This is a genomic window from Methanococcus maripaludis C5 (assembly GCF_000016125.1).
Lineage (GTDB): Archaea > AGJL01 > Methanococci > Methanococcales > Methanococcaceae > Methanococcus > Methanococcus maripaludis_D.
The window spans coordinates 1,253,844-1,273,627 of the sequence record NC_009135.1 but is presented as its reverse complement, the minus strand read 5'-3'; the positions used below and the strand labels follow the sequence as shown (position 1 = coordinate 1,273,627).

General features: G+C 30.0%; 16 protein-coding genes. 11 read left to right on the top strand and 5 right to left on the bottom strand.

Annotated features, from left to right (window positions below; all coding sequences use genetic code 11):
• Positions 1–339 precede the first annotated feature (339 nt).
• The 4 genes from MMARC5_RS06715 to MMARC5_RS06700 are packed head-to-tail and all read right to left on the bottom strand — an operon-like array spanning position 340 to position 5,388.
• A complete protein-coding gene (locus MMARC5_RS06715; RefSeq protein WP_011869073.1) occupies positions 340–1,641 on the bottom strand; it encodes a DUF58 domain-containing protein in 1,302 nt (433 codons plus the stop codon).
• A 9-nt stretch (positions 1,642–1,650) separates the two neighbouring features.
• A complete protein-coding gene (locus MMARC5_RS06710; RefSeq protein ID WP_011869072.1) occupies positions 1,651–2,580 on the bottom strand; it encodes an AAA family ATPase in 930 nt (309 codons plus the stop codon).
• Positions 2,558–3,556, bottom strand: coding sequence for a DUF4350 domain-containing protein (locus MMARC5_RS06705; RefSeq protein ID WP_011869071.1), 999 nt, complete (start codon positions 3,554–3,556; stop codon positions 2,558–2,560). The genes MMARC5_RS06710 and MMARC5_RS06705 overlap by 23 nt, the downstream gene beginning before the upstream one ends.
• On the bottom strand, positions 3,556–5,388 hold the full coding sequence (locus MMARC5_RS06700) for a hypothetical protein (protein ID WP_011869070.1): 1,833 nt from the start codon (positions 5,386–5,388) through the stop codon (positions 3,556–3,558). Before MMARC5_RS06700 ends, MMARC5_RS06705 begins: the two co-directional genes overlap by 1 nt.
• 132 nt (positions 5,389–5,520) lie before the next feature.
• On the opposite strand from MMARC5_RS06700, the gene MMARC5_RS06695 reads away from it, so the two are divergent.
• The 11 genes from MMARC5_RS06695 to MMARC5_RS06640 all read left to right on the top strand — a co-directional run bounded on the left by MMARC5_RS06695 (position 5,521) and on the right by MMARC5_RS06640 (position 17,594).
• Positions 5,521–6,168, top strand: a complete 648-nt coding sequence (locus MMARC5_RS06695; RefSeq protein WP_196793252.1) for a hypothetical protein — start codon at positions 5,521–5,523, stop codon at positions 6,166–6,168.
• 234 nt (positions 6,169–6,402) lie between these two features.
• Positions 6,403–6,927: a DUF1616 domain-containing protein gene (locus tag MMARC5_RS06685; protein WP_011869068.1), complete on the top strand. Its 525-nt coding sequence runs from the start codon at positions 6,403–6,405 to the stop codon at positions 6,925–6,927.
• 76 nt (positions 6,928–7,003) lie between these two features.
• Entirely contained in the window at positions 7,004–8,998 is a 1,995-nt protein-coding gene (locus tag MMARC5_RS06680; RefSeq protein WP_011869067.1) for a TIGR04279 domain-containing protein, read from the top strand.
• Between the two features lie 52 nt (positions 8,999–9,050).
• Positions 9,051–10,493, top strand: a complete 1,443-nt coding sequence (locus MMARC5_RS06675) for a hypothetical protein (RefSeq protein ID WP_011869066.1) — start codon at positions 9,051–9,053, stop codon at positions 10,491–10,493.
• Between the two features lie 82 nt (positions 10,494–10,575).
• On the top strand, positions 10,576–11,139 hold the full coding sequence (gene rfbC / locus MMARC5_RS06670) for a dTDP-4-dehydrorhamnose 3,5-epimerase (RefSeq protein ID WP_011869065.1): 564 nt from the start codon (positions 10,576–10,578) through the stop codon (positions 11,137–11,139).
• Positions 11,139–12,014, top strand: coding sequence for a glucose-1-phosphate thymidylyltransferase RfbA (gene rfbA, locus MMARC5_RS06665; RefSeq protein ID WP_011869064.1), 876 nt, complete (start codon positions 11,139–11,141; stop codon positions 12,012–12,014). Before rfbC ends, rfbA begins: the two co-directional genes overlap by 1 nt.
• Before the next feature lie 8 nt (positions 12,015–12,022).
• Positions 12,023–12,946 carry a dTDP-glucose 4,6-dehydratase gene (gene rfbB / locus MMARC5_RS06660; RefSeq protein WP_011869063.1) on the top strand — a complete coding sequence of 308 codons (924 nt, stop codon included), beginning with the start codon at positions 12,023–12,025 and terminating at the stop codon, positions 12,944–12,946.
• Between the two features lie 8 nt (positions 12,947–12,954).
• On the top strand, positions 12,955–13,785 hold the full coding sequence (locus MMARC5_RS06655) for an SDR family oxidoreductase (protein ID WP_011869062.1): 831 nt from the start codon (positions 12,955–12,957) through the stop codon (positions 13,783–13,785).
• Positions 13,782–15,095, top strand: a complete 1,314-nt coding sequence (locus tag MMARC5_RS06650) for a nucleotide sugar dehydrogenase (RefSeq protein WP_011869061.1) — start codon at positions 13,782–13,784, stop codon at positions 15,093–15,095. Before MMARC5_RS06655 ends, MMARC5_RS06650 begins: the two co-directional genes overlap by 4 nt.
• Before the next feature lie 40 nt (positions 15,096–15,135).
• On the top strand, positions 15,136–16,569 hold the full coding sequence (locus MMARC5_RS06645) for a flippase (protein ID WP_011869060.1): 1,434 nt from the start codon (positions 15,136–15,138) through the stop codon (positions 16,567–16,569).
• Positions 16,566–17,594: a glycosyltransferase family 2 protein gene (locus MMARC5_RS06640; RefSeq protein WP_011869059.1), complete on the top strand. Its 1,029-nt coding sequence runs from the start codon at positions 16,566–16,568 to the stop codon at positions 17,592–17,594. The genes MMARC5_RS06645 and MMARC5_RS06640 overlap by 4 nt, the downstream gene beginning before the upstream one ends.
• On the opposite strand, the gene MMARC5_RS06635 is transcribed toward MMARC5_RS06640, so the two are convergent.
• Positions 17,591–19,771 carry a DUF2206 domain-containing protein gene (locus tag MMARC5_RS06635; protein WP_011869058.1) on the bottom strand — a complete coding sequence of 727 codons (2,181 nt, stop codon included), beginning with the start codon at positions 19,769–19,771 and terminating at the stop codon, positions 17,591–17,593. The genes MMARC5_RS06640 and MMARC5_RS06635 overlap by 4 nt on opposite strands.
• Positions 19,772–19,784: the final 13 nt, after the last annotated feature.

The following is a 19,784-nucleotide window of genomic DNA, read 5'->3' as shown; positions in this document are numbered from 1 at the left end:
AAAAACATTCAAAATATATGTATCCAACTAAAATTAAAATTAGGATGAATATATTTATTTTTAAACTGTTTTTTTGGACATTGATTTCGAATAAATCTTTTAAAATGCATAGATGTGGTATAAGTATCATTATTATAAAAGGTCCCAATGATGAAAGATTCATTAGTCCCGGATTAAACAAATAACCAAATAATATAAAATAAATTGTAACAACAAACAGTAATTCTTTAGGGATGCGATTTTGTAATACAACAATAAATATTAATATTATTGGAAAATAAGTTTTAAAATAGAGTCCTCCAATAAATGTGGCGACTAAACTATTAATATTTTGAATTTTCATTTAAATTCCTCCAGTATTTCTTTTAAAAGGTCGTTTGGGCCAACATCTACTGTAGGGCATAATTTATTTAATTTAAATAAATTTTTCTCTCTCTCAATATATTGATTATATATTATGGGGATGCGGTTTTCAGAGATTTCATCGATACCAAATAATAATGGATTGGGTGATATTATGTACATTTTTGAATTTTTTTTACAGATTTCATGATGGAGTGTTAAAATTTGTTTAATATTTGAAATATCGGTTATCAATAGGGGGGTACTTTTAGGATCTATTAACTTGGTAACGTGAAAAAATTTTTCAGGCGATCTTTTCAAGATCGGTTTTAAAATTCTTAAAAAAGTAGGTTTTTCGGAAGATCGATCTGGAGAATTTTGAATATACGGGGTTCCTTCAGAAGGTACCAACCTATTTTTAAGATATTTTTTTAAAGACTGTTTTGAAGTGATATTTGGCGCGAATTTTACTATGCCCGAGTCATCAAAAAATACCATATTTACAAATTTGTAGTTTTTTAAGGCATAAAAAGCAATTTGGAATACAATCATACTTACATAATCGGTTTTTAGATTCCCCCCTTTAAAATCTTTTAAAAAAGACTGACTTACATCTACTAAAATAGTTAAATTTCCTTCATTTTCTTTTAAAAACTCTTTTGATATCAGGCGACCAAATTTTAAAGAAGCTTTCCAATTGATATTTTTAAATTCATCACCTGGGAAATAATCCCGTAAATAATCAAATTCAGAACTTTTATGTCCCATTTTAAGTGATTTAAGTATTTCAGTTCCAAGTTTAATATTTTTGTTCATATTTAATCCGTTTAAAATACGTTCATTTGACGGATAAACATTAATTGTAAGCGAGGTATTGATTAAAGATACTTTTTCAAAAATATCGAATTGATCAGAAATTTTTAATGGTATTTCGTTAATTAAAAAACATCCCTTATGTATTGGTTTTAGTTCTAATTTTATTTCAGAAAGTGTGCCTGATTTAATCATTTTTTTTTTAGAACTCCATTCAAATTCAGAACTATTTTCAGTAATTTTAAAGTTTAATGGATTTGTGGATAAATTTTTAATCTTTAAGTTAATAACTATTTTTTCATTTTCAATAACGTCCATTTCTGGAACTATGATATCATACTCATATAATGGATTAAACGAAGTCATTGCCAAAAAAAGATAGAATAAGATAATAATTCCAAATGACAAGGGCAATATATTGGTAAATAGGTATCCTTCAATAAATAACAATACTGTAATGTATATTAAAAAATCATGTTTTTTCATGGAAAATCACTAGTTTATAATATCCGTATTGGAGATAATCTCATCGATTATATCTTCATTATTCATTCCTTCAAATTCATAATCTATTTTTAGTTTGACTTTATGTCTTAAAATGTATTTTGCAATCTCTTTAACGTCATCAGGTAAGACATAATCTCTACCATTTAAGTAAGCAACAGCTCTCGAAGCATATAAGAACTGTTCAGATGCTCTGGGGGATGCACCATATATGAATCGTTCATCGATACGAGTTTTTTGGACAAGGTCGTAAATATAATGGAGTATTTCCTCAGTTATGTGGACATTATTTACTTTTTCAAAAGCATTTTCTAGGTCTAAATGGGATATGACTGGGCAGACGGTTTCAAAAGAACATTCATATTTTTTCTTTAACATTTCTATTTCTTCATTTTTTTTCGGATATTCTAATTTTATTTTAAACATGAAACGATCCATCTGGGCTTCTGGAAGTGCATAAACTCCTTCAGATTCCAAAGGATTCATTGTGGCCATTAATATAAATGGATCAGGAAGTTTTAATGAATTTCCTTCAATAGTAGCCTGATTTTCTTGCATTGATTCAAGCATCGCAGATTGTGTCTTTGGAGGGGTTCTATTAATTTCATCTGCAAGTAATATATTTGTAAAAATAGGGCCTTTTTTAATCTCGAAATCTTTTGTTTTTTCACTATAATAATAAACTCCGATAATATCGCTCGGCATGGTGTCGGGGGTCAGTTGGACTCTCGAAAATTTTAATCCAAAAACTTTCGCAAAATTTTTAACAATTGTAGTCTTTGCTAAACCTGGAATCCCTTCTAATACCACATGCCCTCGGGAAAGTAGCGATACCAAAAGAAGTTTTATAATGTCTTCTTTACCAACGATACATTTTTCCATTTCTTTCTCGACTTTTTTAAGAAATTCTTTTCCTTCCATTTTTACCATCTTTTATAATGTTAATTACTCTTATTAGGTCTTTTGAATTTATTTTGTGTTTGTTTGATACGTCCGTAAGTGTTTTATCAGTATAATTATTTACATCAGTTGACTTTTGAGGAATAAATTTTTCAATAGTTTTTCTGAAAGTTTCTTTATTTAAGAATCTAAATGAAAAAGTAATGGCCAATATTGTCATTAAGACGTATTCTTTTGGTATAGTTTTTTGAACGTAAAAAATGTTTAGTTCATAGTTTAAATCATTATGATGAATTTCATCGAAATATATCTGATTATAATTTAAGCGAGAAATAAAATTTTCAATGAATTCTGAATTATATTCCGATAATTGATTTGTAAATATATCTGGATCAGCTATTAATATTATTTTACCTTCGGAATACATTATTTCTGATATAATGGGCAAAGAACCTTTTTTTTGGTCACTTTTGGAGATGTTACTGGTTTTTCCAATGGTGCCCGACCCTCTGATGTAGCTTGGAACATATGTAACAACACTTCCGCCACCATAAATTTCGGGGTTTTTAACTTCAATTACGTTCTGGTCAGTTCTGTAAAATATGTCATTTATACGTTCTCCCGAAAATCGATCTGGAATTTGTAATTCATTTAGTATTCTGTTTGAAGTTCCGAAATCATCTGCAACAATTATTGTGTTTCCAGATTCTAAAAATTTTTTTAGATTATTTATTTCCTCTTTGGAAAAATCTCTTTGAGGGCCAATTATGAAAATAACTCCATTTTCACTAAAATCGTATTCGTCATAACTTGAATATATCGGAACGATGTCGAAACCTGCATTATTAAACTCAATAGCGATATTTGAACATCCATGTTCACCAGTATTAAATATACTATATTTACTATATGCCTTCAAAGAGGGCGTTCCTGCAGGCAATGATAACAATAATACGCCGATGAGTCCCAAAAGAAGGTATTTAAAATATTTTTCCATTATAGCATCTCCAAAAGATTATCGACTGATTTATAATATCCTTTTTCAGTATTTCTATCGATTTTGGATTTTTCATAATTATGTTTTTCATGTATTTCCGTAATGAATTTTAACTCATCGTATAGGGGGTAGTTGTTTTCTTTTATATAATTTAATAGTTCTCTTGGAGTAAGTTTTGATCTTATTTCATATTTTGAAATTATTTTATTGTATAGTTCCATATACTTTGAAGAAATGCTGGTTTCTATTTTTGAAGTAGGAATTTCTAAAGTATCCGTATAGGGGGTTTCAGAATCCTCAAAAGTTAGACAGGTTTCTTTTTCAGAGGATAATTCTTTCAAATCAACTTTTTCATTTTTTTTCATTTTTTTGTAAATCGCAATTATTAATCCAATGATAACTAAAAATAACAAAATAAATGGTTTTTTAGTGTTCGAAATTAATGGCATTGATTTTTCAGTTACTTTTATTTTAATCGTATTTGATTTCGAAAAACTGTACTGTTCATTTCCATCATATGTTACATATATCTCATAAGTTCCAGATTTATCGAATACGAGTTCTTTTTCAAAAGTGGAGTCTGATTTAAAAGTACTGTTTAATTTTCCATTTAACCATAATTTTAGCTCTAAACTATCATCAAGTCCATAGTATTCTCCAAAAATTGTTATGGGGCTATTTATTTTTGTTTCGGGAGTTTCAGAATATATTCTAATAGCAACTGGTTTTTTGGAAAAAATTACTTCAATAATTTTTTCAGATGGAAGATATTTTTCAGTTTCTAGGAATTTAATAATATATTTTTCAGAGGATACAACTTCAGAATAAATATTTTTTTTGAACATTCCGTTAGTTAATTCCAAAGTTTCGTTTTCAAATACTATATGCCCAGAATCAACAGGATTTTCGTGAAAATCAACAACGGTACCTCCAATACTTTTATTTTGAAATATATCTATCATATAGTGGCCTTCCATAATAATCTGCGTAGGTATTTTCGAAACGTTTGCTATAACTACTTCAGATCGTTTCCCATCTTGAACTGCATAAAGTCTGTATATTCCTGGTTTCTCAAAAACATGGTTTTTAAGATAATTGTTCTCATTTATCGTAATATTATAAACAATGTTTTCAGGACCGATTATTACGATTTTGGCATTTCCATTTTTACCAGTTCCATAAATTAATGTATCTTCGTAAATTATCGGCACTTCTGGTGAAATAAATAACGTTAAATTTTCGTTAGGTTTCAAGTCTTCTAGAAGTTCTGCTTTTTTTAATATTTTTAATTCATAATAATCAAGACTTTTTCTAACTTCTGAAGTATCAAATGTTAAAATTCGGTTGTCTATTTGAAGTGTTGTGATATTGTCTATTGTATCTAACGTAGATCTCATTGTGCCTATTTTCGATAATATCTTTACTACAGTTATTTTTGCAGAATATTTGCTATTTAATGTATTATTTTCAAGTTGTTCATTAAATTCTTTGTTTAATATGCTTAATTCATTTAAATCCTTGGAAAAACTGTAGTACGGGTCGATTACATCCCCTGCAGGACTATTTATCGAATTGTATTCGTAAGTTATAACTTCTTTAGCCATGTAATTGATTTTTTCATAAAGAAATTCTGAGTCGTTTATATATGTAATATCATCAACAATCATTTTATCGATAGAATTTGTATAATCCATCAAAAAATTATTAAAATATGTGTAAATGTATGTGTCATCTGACTCAAATTGTTCATCTGTTATATTTGCTGCACTAACTGTTGAAAAAAAATAGATTATAAATATAAGTAATAATATTCTTGGTTTATACGAATTCATTTTTTCATCCTATGGGTTGGTGAAATCATCAATATTTCGAAGAATGTGTCTGGATTAACTACTTTAATATTGGGAATTTTTGTACTAATTTATGGTTTAATTAACTCGATGATATCTTTTATAAATTTGGGTATGGCATGTGTTTTAATTTCAATTATTTTAGTATCAATGGTCCCTCAAAAGATGATGGATCGAGAAATTCATAATGCAATAACAAAATCAAATGTTGAATTTCTGAGAAAACTTTTTTTAAATCTGGATTTAAAAGGACATCCATTATATATCCCGCCAAATTCTGATTTAAAATGTGGTGCGATATTTGTCCCTGCAAAAAAAAATTTTAAAATTAATCTGTCTGCTTATAGTCAAGATATTGTTTTTATAACAAACCAAAGTAGTTCTAGTGAAATGGGCGTTTTAATTACTCCTCCAATTGGATATGAACTTTTAAAAATTTATGAAGAAACATATGGTAAGGATATTTTGGAATTAGAATCGTCTGTGTTATATTCTTTATTGTCTAATGTATTATATTCAATGGATTTGTTGACTAAAATAGATTTTGAAGATGTTAACAACGGAAAAATTAGCATTAAACTTAATAAAAGAGACTTCAAAGATCTTGACGAATATTTTTATCTTTTACCAATTGTATCTTCGATAATATTGGCCATTTCAAAATCAAAAAATAAAATCATAATTTTCAATGAATTAGTCGAGTCTAAAAACGATATAGAGATTTTATTAAGTGAAATTGGGGAATGCTATGAAAAGAATTAATTTAATGCTAATGTTCATATGTGGCTGGTTTATATTGGTTGCACTTTTTTCGAATACTTTTGATTTATATGTGTCATTATCTTTGATCGGATTTTATTTATTTTTGGAAACAGGACATTTTTTTATTACAAAAAAAAACAAAAAACTTTTAAATATCACGTTTTATTTTTTATCCGGATTATTTTCCATAGTAGTTGTACTTAGAATTTATTCATTAATTATGTAGGTATTGATATGAAAAATACACAATATTCAACAATTTTTTTAACATTATTGTTATTTATGGCGGTTATGGGTTTTTTGTATGTTTTGGGACATCCTAAACAATCAGAATATTTTACTGAAATTTATTTGTTGGGCGAGAAAAATATGGCTTATGAATATCCTTCTAAAATTTATGTTGGCGAGGAAGGAGTATTCAACTTAGGCATTGTTAACCATGAGGGTAGAAATGTCACATATTTTGGGGAGATATGGGTTTTGAAAACGAATTCTTCAAATCCTGAAAAAGATGATCATATGTTAACTGAGTTTAATAAAAGTCTTGAACCAAAATCTTCATTTATCGAAGGGGATTGGGAATCCCAATGGGAAAAAAATATAAATTTTTCAATAATGGAACCCGGTAATTACCAGATAGTAGTTTTGGTATTTAAAGATAAAATTTCTGAGGAATCACTCGCTGAAAAACTAAATAATGCGCAAAACAACGAAATATTAAACCTGAAGTTAAACATTGATGTGGTAGATTGGACTTAATTATTTATAGTTTGATGTAATATATGGATATACCTATATTTAATCCAATATAACTACCTTGCAAGGAGGGACTTTCATGAAAATTATTAATTTTCTAATCCCAATTTTGCTTATTCTCGGGGCAATTCCGACGGGTTTTGCTTTGAATGATGAGATAGTTGTAATTGTATCGACCCCTGCAGATGCAATTATTGCTGCTCAATATGCAAAAGAGATGGGATATAAATTTGTATACACCCCTGCAGACCAACTTTCTACAGGTGCTGAAAATGCCATCAAAAATGCAAAAAATGCAATAATTGTTGGTGGCCCTAAAGCAGTTAGTCAAAATGTTGAAAACCAATTAAAATCAAAAATTGCCAATGTTGAACGTGTTTCAGGAGAAACTAGGGTTGAAACATCTACGGCATTGTTTAAAAAACTTATCACTCAGAAACCTGAAGTTGCAGAAAATATCGTAATTGCAGAAGGTTTTAATGAGGATATTACACCTTCAGCACTAAGTTTCGGTGCACCAGTTTTATATTATTCACAAGAAAGCTATGGAGAAGTTAAAGAACTTCTAGAATCGCTAAATGTGGAAAATGCAGTTATCATGGGAAACAATGTCCCAAGTGAAATTAGAAAAACTGTAAGTGAAGTTTCAAAAACTACAACTGTTGCAACAGGAACTGTCGAAGCTATTGTTAAAACAGTGTTATCTGCAGCACCTGCAATAAATCCTGATATTATTGGAGTGGCTGCATCAGTCGTTTGTGCAGAACAAACTGAAAATCCAATTATTGCGGCAATAGAAAGCTTTGCTGCGGGTGAAATTGGAACAATAGTTTCAGTTACAAACATTGATGAAAGTGCAATCGATGAGATTGTTTCAAAAACTACTGAAATTACCTCCGAAATTTCAATTTCAAGTGATAATGAAAAAGTTTCAGAAAGTATCTCTGAATCAGCATCTGAAGAAGGAGCAACTACAACTACAACTACAACTACAACTACAACCAGTTCAAGTTCAAGTTCAAGTTCAAGTTCAAGTTCCTCCACAACCACAGCTACACAAAAATACACTATAGTTTTAATCGATAGTGTGGAAAAAGTTAAATTTGCAGATATGTCTGCATCAGGAACTGATGGAAACAATATTGAGATAACTGGTGATGATAACATAGTGCTTCCCGATATGGCCTTAAAAACAGATATGGTTCAAAAGTCATACGTAGGTTCATCAGGAAACGTTAGAATCTATTACGAGGGAACTGGAAGCGGTCTTAATTTGTTATATCCTATTGAATGTGGTGCTCTTACATACGGTAACGATGTAACTGCTACATTTTATGGTTCAACAGCACTCGCAAGTAAAGAAGTTACAGCACACGTAATTACCAATAGACAGGAATTTAGGGATGCAATAAATGACCTATTAGATGGGGATGCAGATACCTTTATTTCAATGCTTAATAATGCTCAAAAAACAACAGAAACAACAGATGGATCTGGAGATGTAGACTTTACAATAACTCCAACCACCTATGGTGAAAATATCGTTATTGTAACATTAGGTAATGGTACAATTGGTACGACTGCAACCGTTTTAGGATTCAGTGCATTTGAAAACCTAATGTATGAATTAGATCTTCAGGTAACTGGATTTAATCCTGCAACCAATCAATTTTATACGACCATGACCGTAAATGATACGCTATCAAATGGGGTAAGATACGGTTTAATGGTAATAAATAAAGATAATTATGAGTTTGAATTAGAAATATTGGGTAATTCTTCATCAGATAAATACTTCGACGTTTCAATAGTCGGAGATGAAGGATCTGTGAAAATTATAGATGATTCAGAACTTGTTTCAATGACTGCATCATCTGTCCAAGGTATTTTAGATGCAGCATTTTTAGATGGTACCATGGGAATGGGTTACACTCCGGTTACTACAAATAGTGTGGTAAACAGGACACTTACCCTCGATTTCGGAACTGGGGATGAAGTATACCTAATCGGAATCGCTTATGATACAACAACTAAAAAAATTGTGGCAATGGCACAAACTGAAGAAACGCTTTAATTAATAATCTATAAATATTTCTTTTTTTTATAGTATTTTTTGGTGATTTTAAATGATTAAAAAAATGGTCTTACTTTTTTTTTCAATTTTAATATTAATTTCTCCGAGTTTTGCAGTTTCTGAGGTTACTTTATCACCAGAAACTCCTGAAGTTGGGGATACTATAATTTTGTCAGGAAAATCAAATCCTAATGAGGAAGTGTCCTGCAGTGCTTGGTTTGAAATAAATCCGATAATTAGTCAACCATATTATGGAACTTTACTCTATGGGGTAGAAATTCCTCAGACACCAAATGGTTTCAAAGTAACTGCTGAAAATGTTGAAAGTTTAGATGTAAGTATAAAGATGGGTTTTTGGGTTACCATAAGTGGAACTCCTGATTATTCGGGAAATGCAGCAGTATCTAAATCAAATGTTCCTGAAGGGACTTATGATATAAAAATTGGGGGTAAAATAAAGGATGATTCAAAGCCCGTTATTCTTAAAATTTATGCTTCTACAGTAATTAATGCAGATGAAAATGGGGATTTTGAATATCATTACAATACTGATGCAATTGATGAAGGTACGACGATTTATTTGAATATTGGCGGAGTTTCAAAAGAAGTAACGATTACCGGTTCAACGCCTGCACCAGTAGTTACGTCTGCTACAACTAATACGGATAATACAACTACAACAAATACGACCACCGAGGATAAAAGCCCACCTGTGATAAAGGTTCTTGCGCCTTCAAATTCAGAATATTCTACAAAATCGTTAGATTTCGATGTTGATGTAACAGATGATTCAGAATTTGAATTTTTTATATATTTGAATAACAATGAGTTGGATTACGAGAATGCTGGGGATCATTATACTGGATCTTTTGAACTTTTGAATGGTAAAAACGAATTAAAATTAGTTTCAGAAGATGAATACGACAATAAAAATATAAAAATATTATATCTGACATATTCAAAGCCTTCGGAAGAGATTTCCTCTGAAACTTCAGAAGTTTCAAATGTACAAGAATCAACTGAAACTTCAGGATGTTCTGAAAGCACCATTTCTGAAGAAAATGTCGAATTAAACATTGTTCAGGGTACAATGATATTGAACGCAGGAAATGCACTTCTTACTGTAAATGATGGTACTGAAATAAGTACAAATGGGGATATAAAAATAGAAGAAATTCAAATCCCTGAAACTGCGCTTTCTTATGTAATATATCCTGAAAATACAGAGTTTAGCGATCCATTAAGTTTAGAAATCGAATTATCTGATGTTTCAGGTAATTTAAAAGTTATATATTATGATTCGAAAAAGGGATGGATTAATGTACCTTATAATGTAGAGGATAATACTTTAAAGTTAGACGTGACAAAATCGGGGTATTATGCAGTTAAGGTAACTGAAACCACGACTGAAGAAAAAGATTCATTCATTGATACCATTAAAAGCGTTTTAAATGCAGTTAAAATAATTATCAATGCAATATTTAGTAGAATTTAATTTTTTACTTTTTTTATACTCTAATCGTCAACAATATAAATGGTTATACGATATATCTATCTAAAAAATTTCTGGTGAAATATTGCCATTTATATTTAAAAATTTAAAAATTCCCGAAGTAATTTTAATTGAACCAAAAGTTTTTCCTGACGAAAGAGGATTTTTTCTAGAAACGTATAAATTCAGCGACTTTTTTGATGCAGGCATAACTGAAAATTTTGTTCAAGATAATCATTCAAAATCAAAATATGGGGTTTTAAGGGGCCTACATTTTCAGAATGATCCTAAAGCGCAGGGAAAACTTGTACGGTGTATAAAAGGCGAAATTTTTGACGTTGCAGTTGATTTACGAAGAAATTCTCCAAAATATGGAAAATGGGTTGGGGAAATTCTTTCAGAAGAAAACAAAAAAATGTTATATATTCCAAATGGATTCGCACACGGTTTTTGTGTTTTAAGTTCAGAAGCAGAAATAATTTACAAATGCACTGAAGAATACGTTCCAGGATGCGATGCAGGAATACTTTGGAATGATGAAACAATTGGAATTGATTGGCCAGTAGTGGATCCAATAATTTCAGAAAAAGATTCTTTGTTACCAAATTTGGTAGATTCAAATGTAAATTTCAGGTATGGTGAAGAATAATGAAAGGAATTATTTTAGCTGGCGGTTCAGGAACAAGGCTTTATCCAATGACTTATGCAGGCAATAAACATTTAATGCCTTTATTTAATAAACCAATGATTTATTATTCCCTTTCTGTTTTAATGCTCAGTAAAATTAAAGAAGTTTTAATAATTTCAACTCCCGAGGCGTTACCAGCCTATGAAAAATTATTTGGAAACGGGGATCAATTGGGAATCAATATTTCATATGCTGGACAGGCGGAACCCAAAGGTCTTGCAGAGGCATTTATTATTGGGGAAGAATTTATTGGTGATGATAGCGTTTGTCTGATTTTAGGAGATAATATTGTTTATGGCAGTGGTTTAACGGGAATTTTGGAAAAATCTTATGAAAATATTGAAAATAATGGTGGAGCAATTGTTTTTGGACAATATGTAAATGATCCACATAGATATGGTGTTTTAGAGTTTGATAAAAATAAAAAAGTCACAAAAGTTATAGAAAAGCCAGAAAATCCGCCATCGAATTATGCCGTAATAGGTCTTTATTATTATGATAATGACGTGATAAATATCTCAAAATCAATTAAACCTTCAGGTAGGGGCGAACTTGAGATAACTGATGTTAACAATGTTTATCTTGATAAAAATAAATTAGATGTTGAACTGTTTCCCCGAGGAATTGCTTGGTTCGATGCAGGAACTCATGAAAGCTTTTTAGATGCAAGTAATTATATTCACGCAATAGAAAAAAGGATGAGCTTAATGGTTGGTTGTATCGAAGAAATTGCATATAAAAACAAATGGATTTCAAAGAAACAGCTTTTAAAACTAGCAAAACCACTATTAAAAACGGAATACGGCAAATATCTTGAAAGAATATCTAATGAGTAGGTGTTTTAATGAAAATTTTAGTTACTGGCGGTGCAGGATTTATAGGTTGTAACTTTGTTAGATACATGGTTCAAAACTATGATTATGAAATAATGGTGTTGGATAAATTAACTTATGCGGGAAATCTTGAGAATTTATCCGATATTTCAGGAAAGATAGAATTTATTCAGGGAGACATTTGTTCAGAAGAAGATGTTTCAAAAGCAATGAAAGATGTTGATTCAATAATTCATTTTGCTGCAGAAAGTCACGTTGATAATTCAATAAAAAATCCTGAAAATTTTGTTAAAACAAATATTTTTGGAACATATACTTTGTTAGAATATGCTAGAAAATTTGGAATTGATAAATTCTTGCACGTTTCAACAGATGAGGTATATGGTTCAACTGAAAACGGATTTTTCAAAGAAGAGGATAGATTAGACCCATCTTCACCATATTCCGCAACAAAAGCAGGAAGTGATCTTCTCGTAAATGCGTACCATAAGACCTATGGATTAAACACATTTATAACACATTGCGGAAATAATTTTGGCCCATACCAATATCCTGAAAAATTAATTCCTGTATTAATTAAAAAAGCAATCCGGAATGAAAAATTGCCAATATATGGCGACGGATTAAATGTTCGTGATTGGATATATGTTGAAGATCACTGCACGGGAATAGATACTGTATTCAATAAAGGAAATTATGGTGAAGTTTATAATATTGGTTCAGGCTACGAAAAAACGAATTTGGAAATTGTGAAATTTATATTAAACGAATTAGATAAACCTGAAAGTTTGATTGAATTTGTAACTGATAGGCCAGGGCATGATCGAAGGTATGCATTAGACTCTACTAAAATGAGAGATTTAGGTTGGACTCCAAAATGGGGGTTCGAAAAAGCATTAAAATTCACGATAAATTGGTATTTAGGTAGATATTAGGTGTTATTTTGGAAAAAGTTCTAGTAATCGGTCTTGGAATGGTTGGCTATGAAATTGTTAAGAAATATTTTGAAACAGGAGAGTATAAAATTTCAATAGCTTCAAGAAGTGAAAGCGGATTTTTCAAGGGGGTTTTAGATAAACGCCTAGTGGATGTTACAAATGAACAAAAAGTTCAGAAAGTAATACAGGATATAAATCCAGATTTTGTGATAAATACTGCTGCAATGACCAATGTGGATTTTTGCGAAAAAGAAAAGGAATTAGCTTATAAGGCCAATGCAATTTCCGTAGGATATATCGGAAAAGCATGTAAAAGTACCGGTTCAACATTATGCCATATTTCAACAGACTACGTTTTTGATGGTGAGGATGGAAATTATGTTGAAACAGATGTCATAAATCCGATAAACTACTACGGATTTACAAAAGCTGAGGGAGAACGGATTTTAAATGAAATGGACTATGAAAATAAGTCAATAGTTAGAATATCTACTCCTTATGGATTTAGTCCAGTAAAATTAAACTTTTTCACATGGGTTTTAGAAAATTTAAAATATGAAAAACCAATAAATGTTATTACAGACCAGTACAATACCTCAACAAATTTGAACAATTTATCAGAGATTATGATAAAAATTCAGCAAAACGATTTATCGGGTATACTCCATTTTGGAGGATCTGAAAAATTAAGTAGATATGAATTTGCATTAAAAATTTCAGAAGATTATAATTTAAATAGTAAATTAATAAGTCCAGTTAAAAGTTCTGAACTTAATTGGGTTGCAAAACGTCCTAAAGATACTAGTTTAATTAGCAATTTAAGGGGTGTACAATGATTCAAGAATTATTGTCAAATCAAAAAAAAATCTCAATAACTGGCCTTGGATATGTGGGGCTTCCCCTAGCAGTGGCATTTGCTGAAAAAGGAATTAATGTAATAGGTTTTGATGTTAATTCTGAAAAAATAAAGAAATATTTGGAAGGAATAGATCTTACAAATGAAGTGGGAAATGAGAAACTATCTAATTTAAAAAATATAAAATTCACGTCAAATGAGTCTGATTTGAAAGATGCTAAATTCCATATTGTGGCAGTTCCAACTCCTGTGGGTAAAAATAATATTCCAAACTTGACCCCTATCGAGGGCGCAAGCACGATTTTGGGTAGGAATCTTACAAAAGGTTCTATTGTAGTTTATGAATCAACGGTTTATCCTGGAGTTACTGAAGAGATATGTGTACCGATACTTGAAAAAGAATCTGGATTGATATGTGGACGTGATTTTAAAGTTGGTTATTCTCCTGAAAGGATAAATCCGGGGGATCGAAAAAATACTTTGGAAACCATAGTAAAAATTGTTGCAGGCCAGGATGAAGACTGTTTGAACGTAGTTGCAGATGTTTATAGAAGTATTATCGATGCAGGAGTACATCGGGCAACATCGATAAAAGTTGCAGAAGCTGCAAAAGTAATTGAAAATGCTCAAAGAGATGTAAATATTGCTTTTGTAAACGAACTTTCAATGATATTTGATAAAATGGGGATCGATACGAAAGAGGTTCTAGAGGCCGCAGGAACAAAATGGAATTTTTTAAACTTCCAACCGGGACTTGTTGGCGGCCACTGTATCGGTGTAGATCCCTATTATCTAACATATAAATCTGAAGAAGTGGGTCACACCTCGCAATTGATACTTTCGGGAAGGCGAATTAACGATAGAATGAGTAAATTTATTGCAGAAAAAACTGTTAAAAAAATGATAGAATCAGGCGTTAGAATAAAAGGTGCAAAAGTTCTGGTTTTGGGTTTAACGTTTAAAGAAAATGTTCCAGATCTGAGAAATAGCAAAGTTGCAGATTTAATCCACGAATTAAACGAATATGGATTAGAAATTTTGGTTGTGGATCCTTTAGCAGATTTTGAAGAAGCAAAAAGGGAGTATTCAATAGAATTGACTAATTTGGATGACGTAACTAATGTGGATGCCATAATTTTTGCAGTGCCTCACAAAGAATATTTGAAAATAAATATCGATAAAATGAATGAATTTTATACTGGGGGAATAGATAATCCGGTATTTATTGATATAAAGGGAGTATTCGATAAAAAAGAAGTAAATGGTAAATTTAACTATTGGAGATTATAGTATAATCTGCAGTTGAGACTACCAATATTAAACTGATAAAATGACGCTTGTAAAAAGAATATTTAGAAATACAAAAATACTATTTTTTTCAAATGTTATCTCAAAGACATTTGGATTTTTATACACGATATATATGGCTCGATATCTGGGCACCGAAAGTTTTGGGATTATATCTTTTGCTTTAGCTCTTACCGGAATGTTTAGTGTTTTTTTAGATATGGGTACATATTCTTTAACGATCCGTGAAGTTGCAAGAGATACATCTTTAACTGAAAAATATTTGGGAAATAGCATCGCCATCAAACTTATTTTATCAATTTTTACCTTTTTATTAATATTAGGTATGACAAATATAATGGGGTATCCTAAAGAAACAACCTATGTCATATACATATTATTTATTTACACTATTTTTTCGGCGTATAATAATATTTTTTATTCAATATACCAAGCACACGAAAAAATGGCATATTTTGGAGTTGGTGGATTAATAAATAGTTTTTTAATATTCCTATCCACAATGGTTGGAGTATATTGTAATGCACCGATGTATTATTTCGCATATGCCTACCTATTTTCAAACATTTTTGTTTTCATATACAATATGGTAATAACTAATTTAAATTTTACAAAAATTAATTTTTTTGCCGATTTTTCATTTTGGAAAGACTTTTTAAAAAACGCATGGCCTTTTGCACTTAGTGGGATATTTGTTACGATTTATTTTTGGATGGATTCTATAATGATTTCTTATTTTATCGACGAATCTTCTGTTGGATTATATAGTGCTGCATACCGACTTGTTTATGTGCTGTTGTTTATTCCTTCAGTTTATTTTTCAACAATGTATCCAATATTGTCAAAAAAATATAGGGATTCTGGTGCTGTAAAACTTATTTATGGGCGTTCGTTAAAGTATTTTGCAATATTGGGTGTTTTTATGGGTAGTTTGACTACTTTATTTTCAGAAAATATTATTTCCTTAATTTACGGCAATGAATTTATGGGTTCAGCAATAGCATTAAAAATACTCATTTGGGCAACTGCATTTTCTTTTTTAGCCCATTCAACGTTATACACATTAAATTCAATAAATAAACCTCTAATTTATACAAAAATAACTGCATTTAGTGCAATTTTAAATATAGTATTGAACTTTATGATAATACCTACATACGGATACGTCGGAGCAAGCATGACGACGTTAATGACAGAATTTTTGGGATTTTTAGCAATGTTTTTATATCTGAAAAATCATCTAAATGAAAAAATAAAAGATTATGGCTGGTTTTTGAATCTAATATATATAACAATATTTTCAGTGTTTGCATATGTGTTGGCAATTAATAAATTTCAGATATCTGGATTGGCTTTGTTCGCATTTATGTTATGTTATGCATTTGGCATCATATTCCGGGTTTTTGACAATACTGATATAGATATATTTAAAAAGATGTTAGTGGCGAAAAAATGAATTCTCAAGTATCGATAATAATTCTTAATTGGAATGGATGGGAAGATACCCTAGAGTGTTTGGATTCCCTTTACAGAATAGAATATCCTGATTATAATGTGGTTTTAATAGATAATGGTTCAGAAGACGAATCAATAGAAAAAATAAAAGAGTACTGCGGAGGGGAAATTGAGGTACATTCTAAATTTTTCAAAAATGTCCAACAAACTAATCCAATAGAAATCTGGGAAATTTCAGAAAAAGATGCCCTAAAAAATAATTTCCAGAAAAAAGAGGAGTTTATGAAACAACTTTCAAATAAAAAACTAATCCTCATCAAAAATAATGAAAATTATGGATTTGCAGGGGGTAATAATGTAGGGATTGATTTCGTAATAAATAATTTAAATTCAGAATATGTCTTATTTTTAAACAATGATACAGTTGTAGATAAAGATTTCTTAACAGAAATGGTAAAAACTGCAAAAAGTACCAATGTTGGTATGGTGGGCAGTAAAATATATTATTATGATTACGAAGGCAAGGATAATGTTATATGGGCACTCGGTGGAGGCGGAATGAATTTGAAAACTGGATTTGTATGGCATAATAAGTTTAGAAAAGAAGATATTGGCGGGTTAGGGGATAATTTAGAATGTGGATTTATTACAGGATGTTCTTTGTTAATTAAAAAAGATATATTGCATAAATTAAAAGGTTTTGACAAAGATTATTTTTGTTATTTTGAAGATGCGGATTTATCTGCTAGATGTAAAAAGTTGGGCTATAAATTATTGTGTGCATGTAAATCTAAGGTAAGACATAAAGTTTCTGCCAGTTCTGGGGAGTATTCTCCTTTTTTAATATATATGATTACTAGGAATAATTTATATTTTGTCAAAAAAAATCATGGTTCAAAGATATATTGTTTAATATATTTACTTACATTTAGATTATTTGGGCGGTTATTTAGATTGGGTATGAGGAATGAACTGGGTTTAATTAAATACTATTTTAAAGGCATTTATGATGGCCTTAAAATTTAATTCAAATAAATTTGACTGCCCGAATTGTCATAAATTTTATTATTTTCCATAACAACGTCTTTTAAACCTGAGGAATTATACCATATTACGGTATTCCCATAAATGTCTCTATCGACACCAACATTCGATTTTGTGTTTGCAGAATATAAAAATAAATATCCATCTAAATCTATGTAATTCCCTTTTTTAATCGGGGTTAATGAATTCCATTCTATATTGGCGTATGGTTGGAATACACCGAGGGTATCTAAAAATCCCAATGTTAGGTGAATATCGTTACCTTTGGTCCTATGTTTTGCAATCCATTTGGTTCCGAAAACGTCCTGTGGATGTGTTATGGAATAGTAATATTTACCCAAGGTGCTGATCGAATTAGAATTTTTAATTGTTTCTTTACTCAACGATACTTGCAGAGGTTCTTGTTTTACTATTTCTCCAATAAATCCTGAAGAAATTAATAGATTAATTGATAAAATCGTGAAAAATATATTTTTTCCAATATGGGGCCTGTTTTTAAATATTTTTATATTACTGATTTTGGTAGACAAATAAATCAGATATGGGGCTAACAATATATATGCCATTGCAGTTAGTCTCGAAACGTTCATTATTGCAAATCCTGGGATCATGGTGGCCATCAGGATGAATAAATAATTTGAAGAAAATACCAAATACTGTAAAAATTTTTTATTGAATTTTTTACTGGTTTCTTTAATAAAATCAAAAAGTGCCCAAAAGTATCCTACAAATGTTAATAACAATATTGAAATGTTCAATAATTTGAATAATGCATATAAGGGGGAACTAAATGTTGTTAAAGTTGTATATCCTCTTGAATTTTCTATATTTAAAGATTCAGTAATGGTCAAATATATTCCCGAACTGATATCAAATAAAGATTTAATCAAAGAACCTTGGGATACGTTAGGATACCATGTAAAGAAGATTACTAAATAGATTATAAGTAATTTTAATAATAATTTGGGATTATTATCTTTATAAATTAATCCAATAATCAGAATAGGCAATGTTGAAATTAATATAATTCCCAAAGTTAATGCAGCTACTCCATAGTGACTCCAGATAATTGATATTAAAAAAATACATGTTAGAATTATCTTATTTTTTATTAAAATTTTATTCTCAAAAAATGTTAAGAAAAACAAAGCCAAAAAAAACATTGCAAGCCCCTGTTTTTTTAAAAAAGGCATAGTGTTTAAGAAGGGGGATAAAGTCATGAATAAAAATGCAGAAAAAAATATTTCACGGCTATTTTTAAAAATTTCTAGAGATTTTATCATATAATATATCGAAACAGGAATTAGGGACAATAAAAATATGAAGAAATATTTATATATCACTACAATGTCTACAGATAAAAAGTTTATTAACATGGGTGTAAGTATTCCATTTCCAAGTACTGAATAACAGTTATTATTATGATCAAAATCAAAAAGTTCTTTTTCTATTACTACATTGGGGACTATCCCTTCCCCATCGTAAATCCTTATATATTCGCCCCCTGAAAGGCTGGTCATCATTAAAAGTGATAATGCAATCGAAAAAAGGAGAATTTCATTTCCATTTTTTATATTTTTTAAAAGTGATAATTTCGAGATAATTGCCAAGATCCCTATTATTAACAAGAGAAGTAATAAGTTATTTTCGAAGTAATTTGAAAGATATGATCCGATATATGATATAATTGGGAGAATACTGCACAATAATGGGATTCTTAAGTCGTAAATTTCCAAGTAGGGTGGTTTTTCAGGTGCAAATCTTGATATTAATGAGGATAAACAAAGTAAGATATTTGTAAATAGAAAAATACTCAGCAATACTGAAAATTCCGAAAATGGGACATTTGTAATGCCGTAAATAGGATAAAGTATATTTATCAACAGTCCAATCAGCATATCAAAAAAAATGCTTAGTCCTGTCGCATATATAATAGATTTAAATGATTCAATATTTTGCATCTGAAAAATTCTTAGTAAGATATAGCCTGGAATAAATGCCAGGTATATAAATCCTAAAAGTGGCCGCACTATTGAGGTTTCCGTACCTAGTGAATTAAGGCCCAAGATCCCTAAAAATGAAATTTGGAGCCCCATAATCAAAATTAAAAATTTTTTATATTCCCAATTTTGTAATTTAAATGGATTTAATATTTTCATATCTGGTATCGCC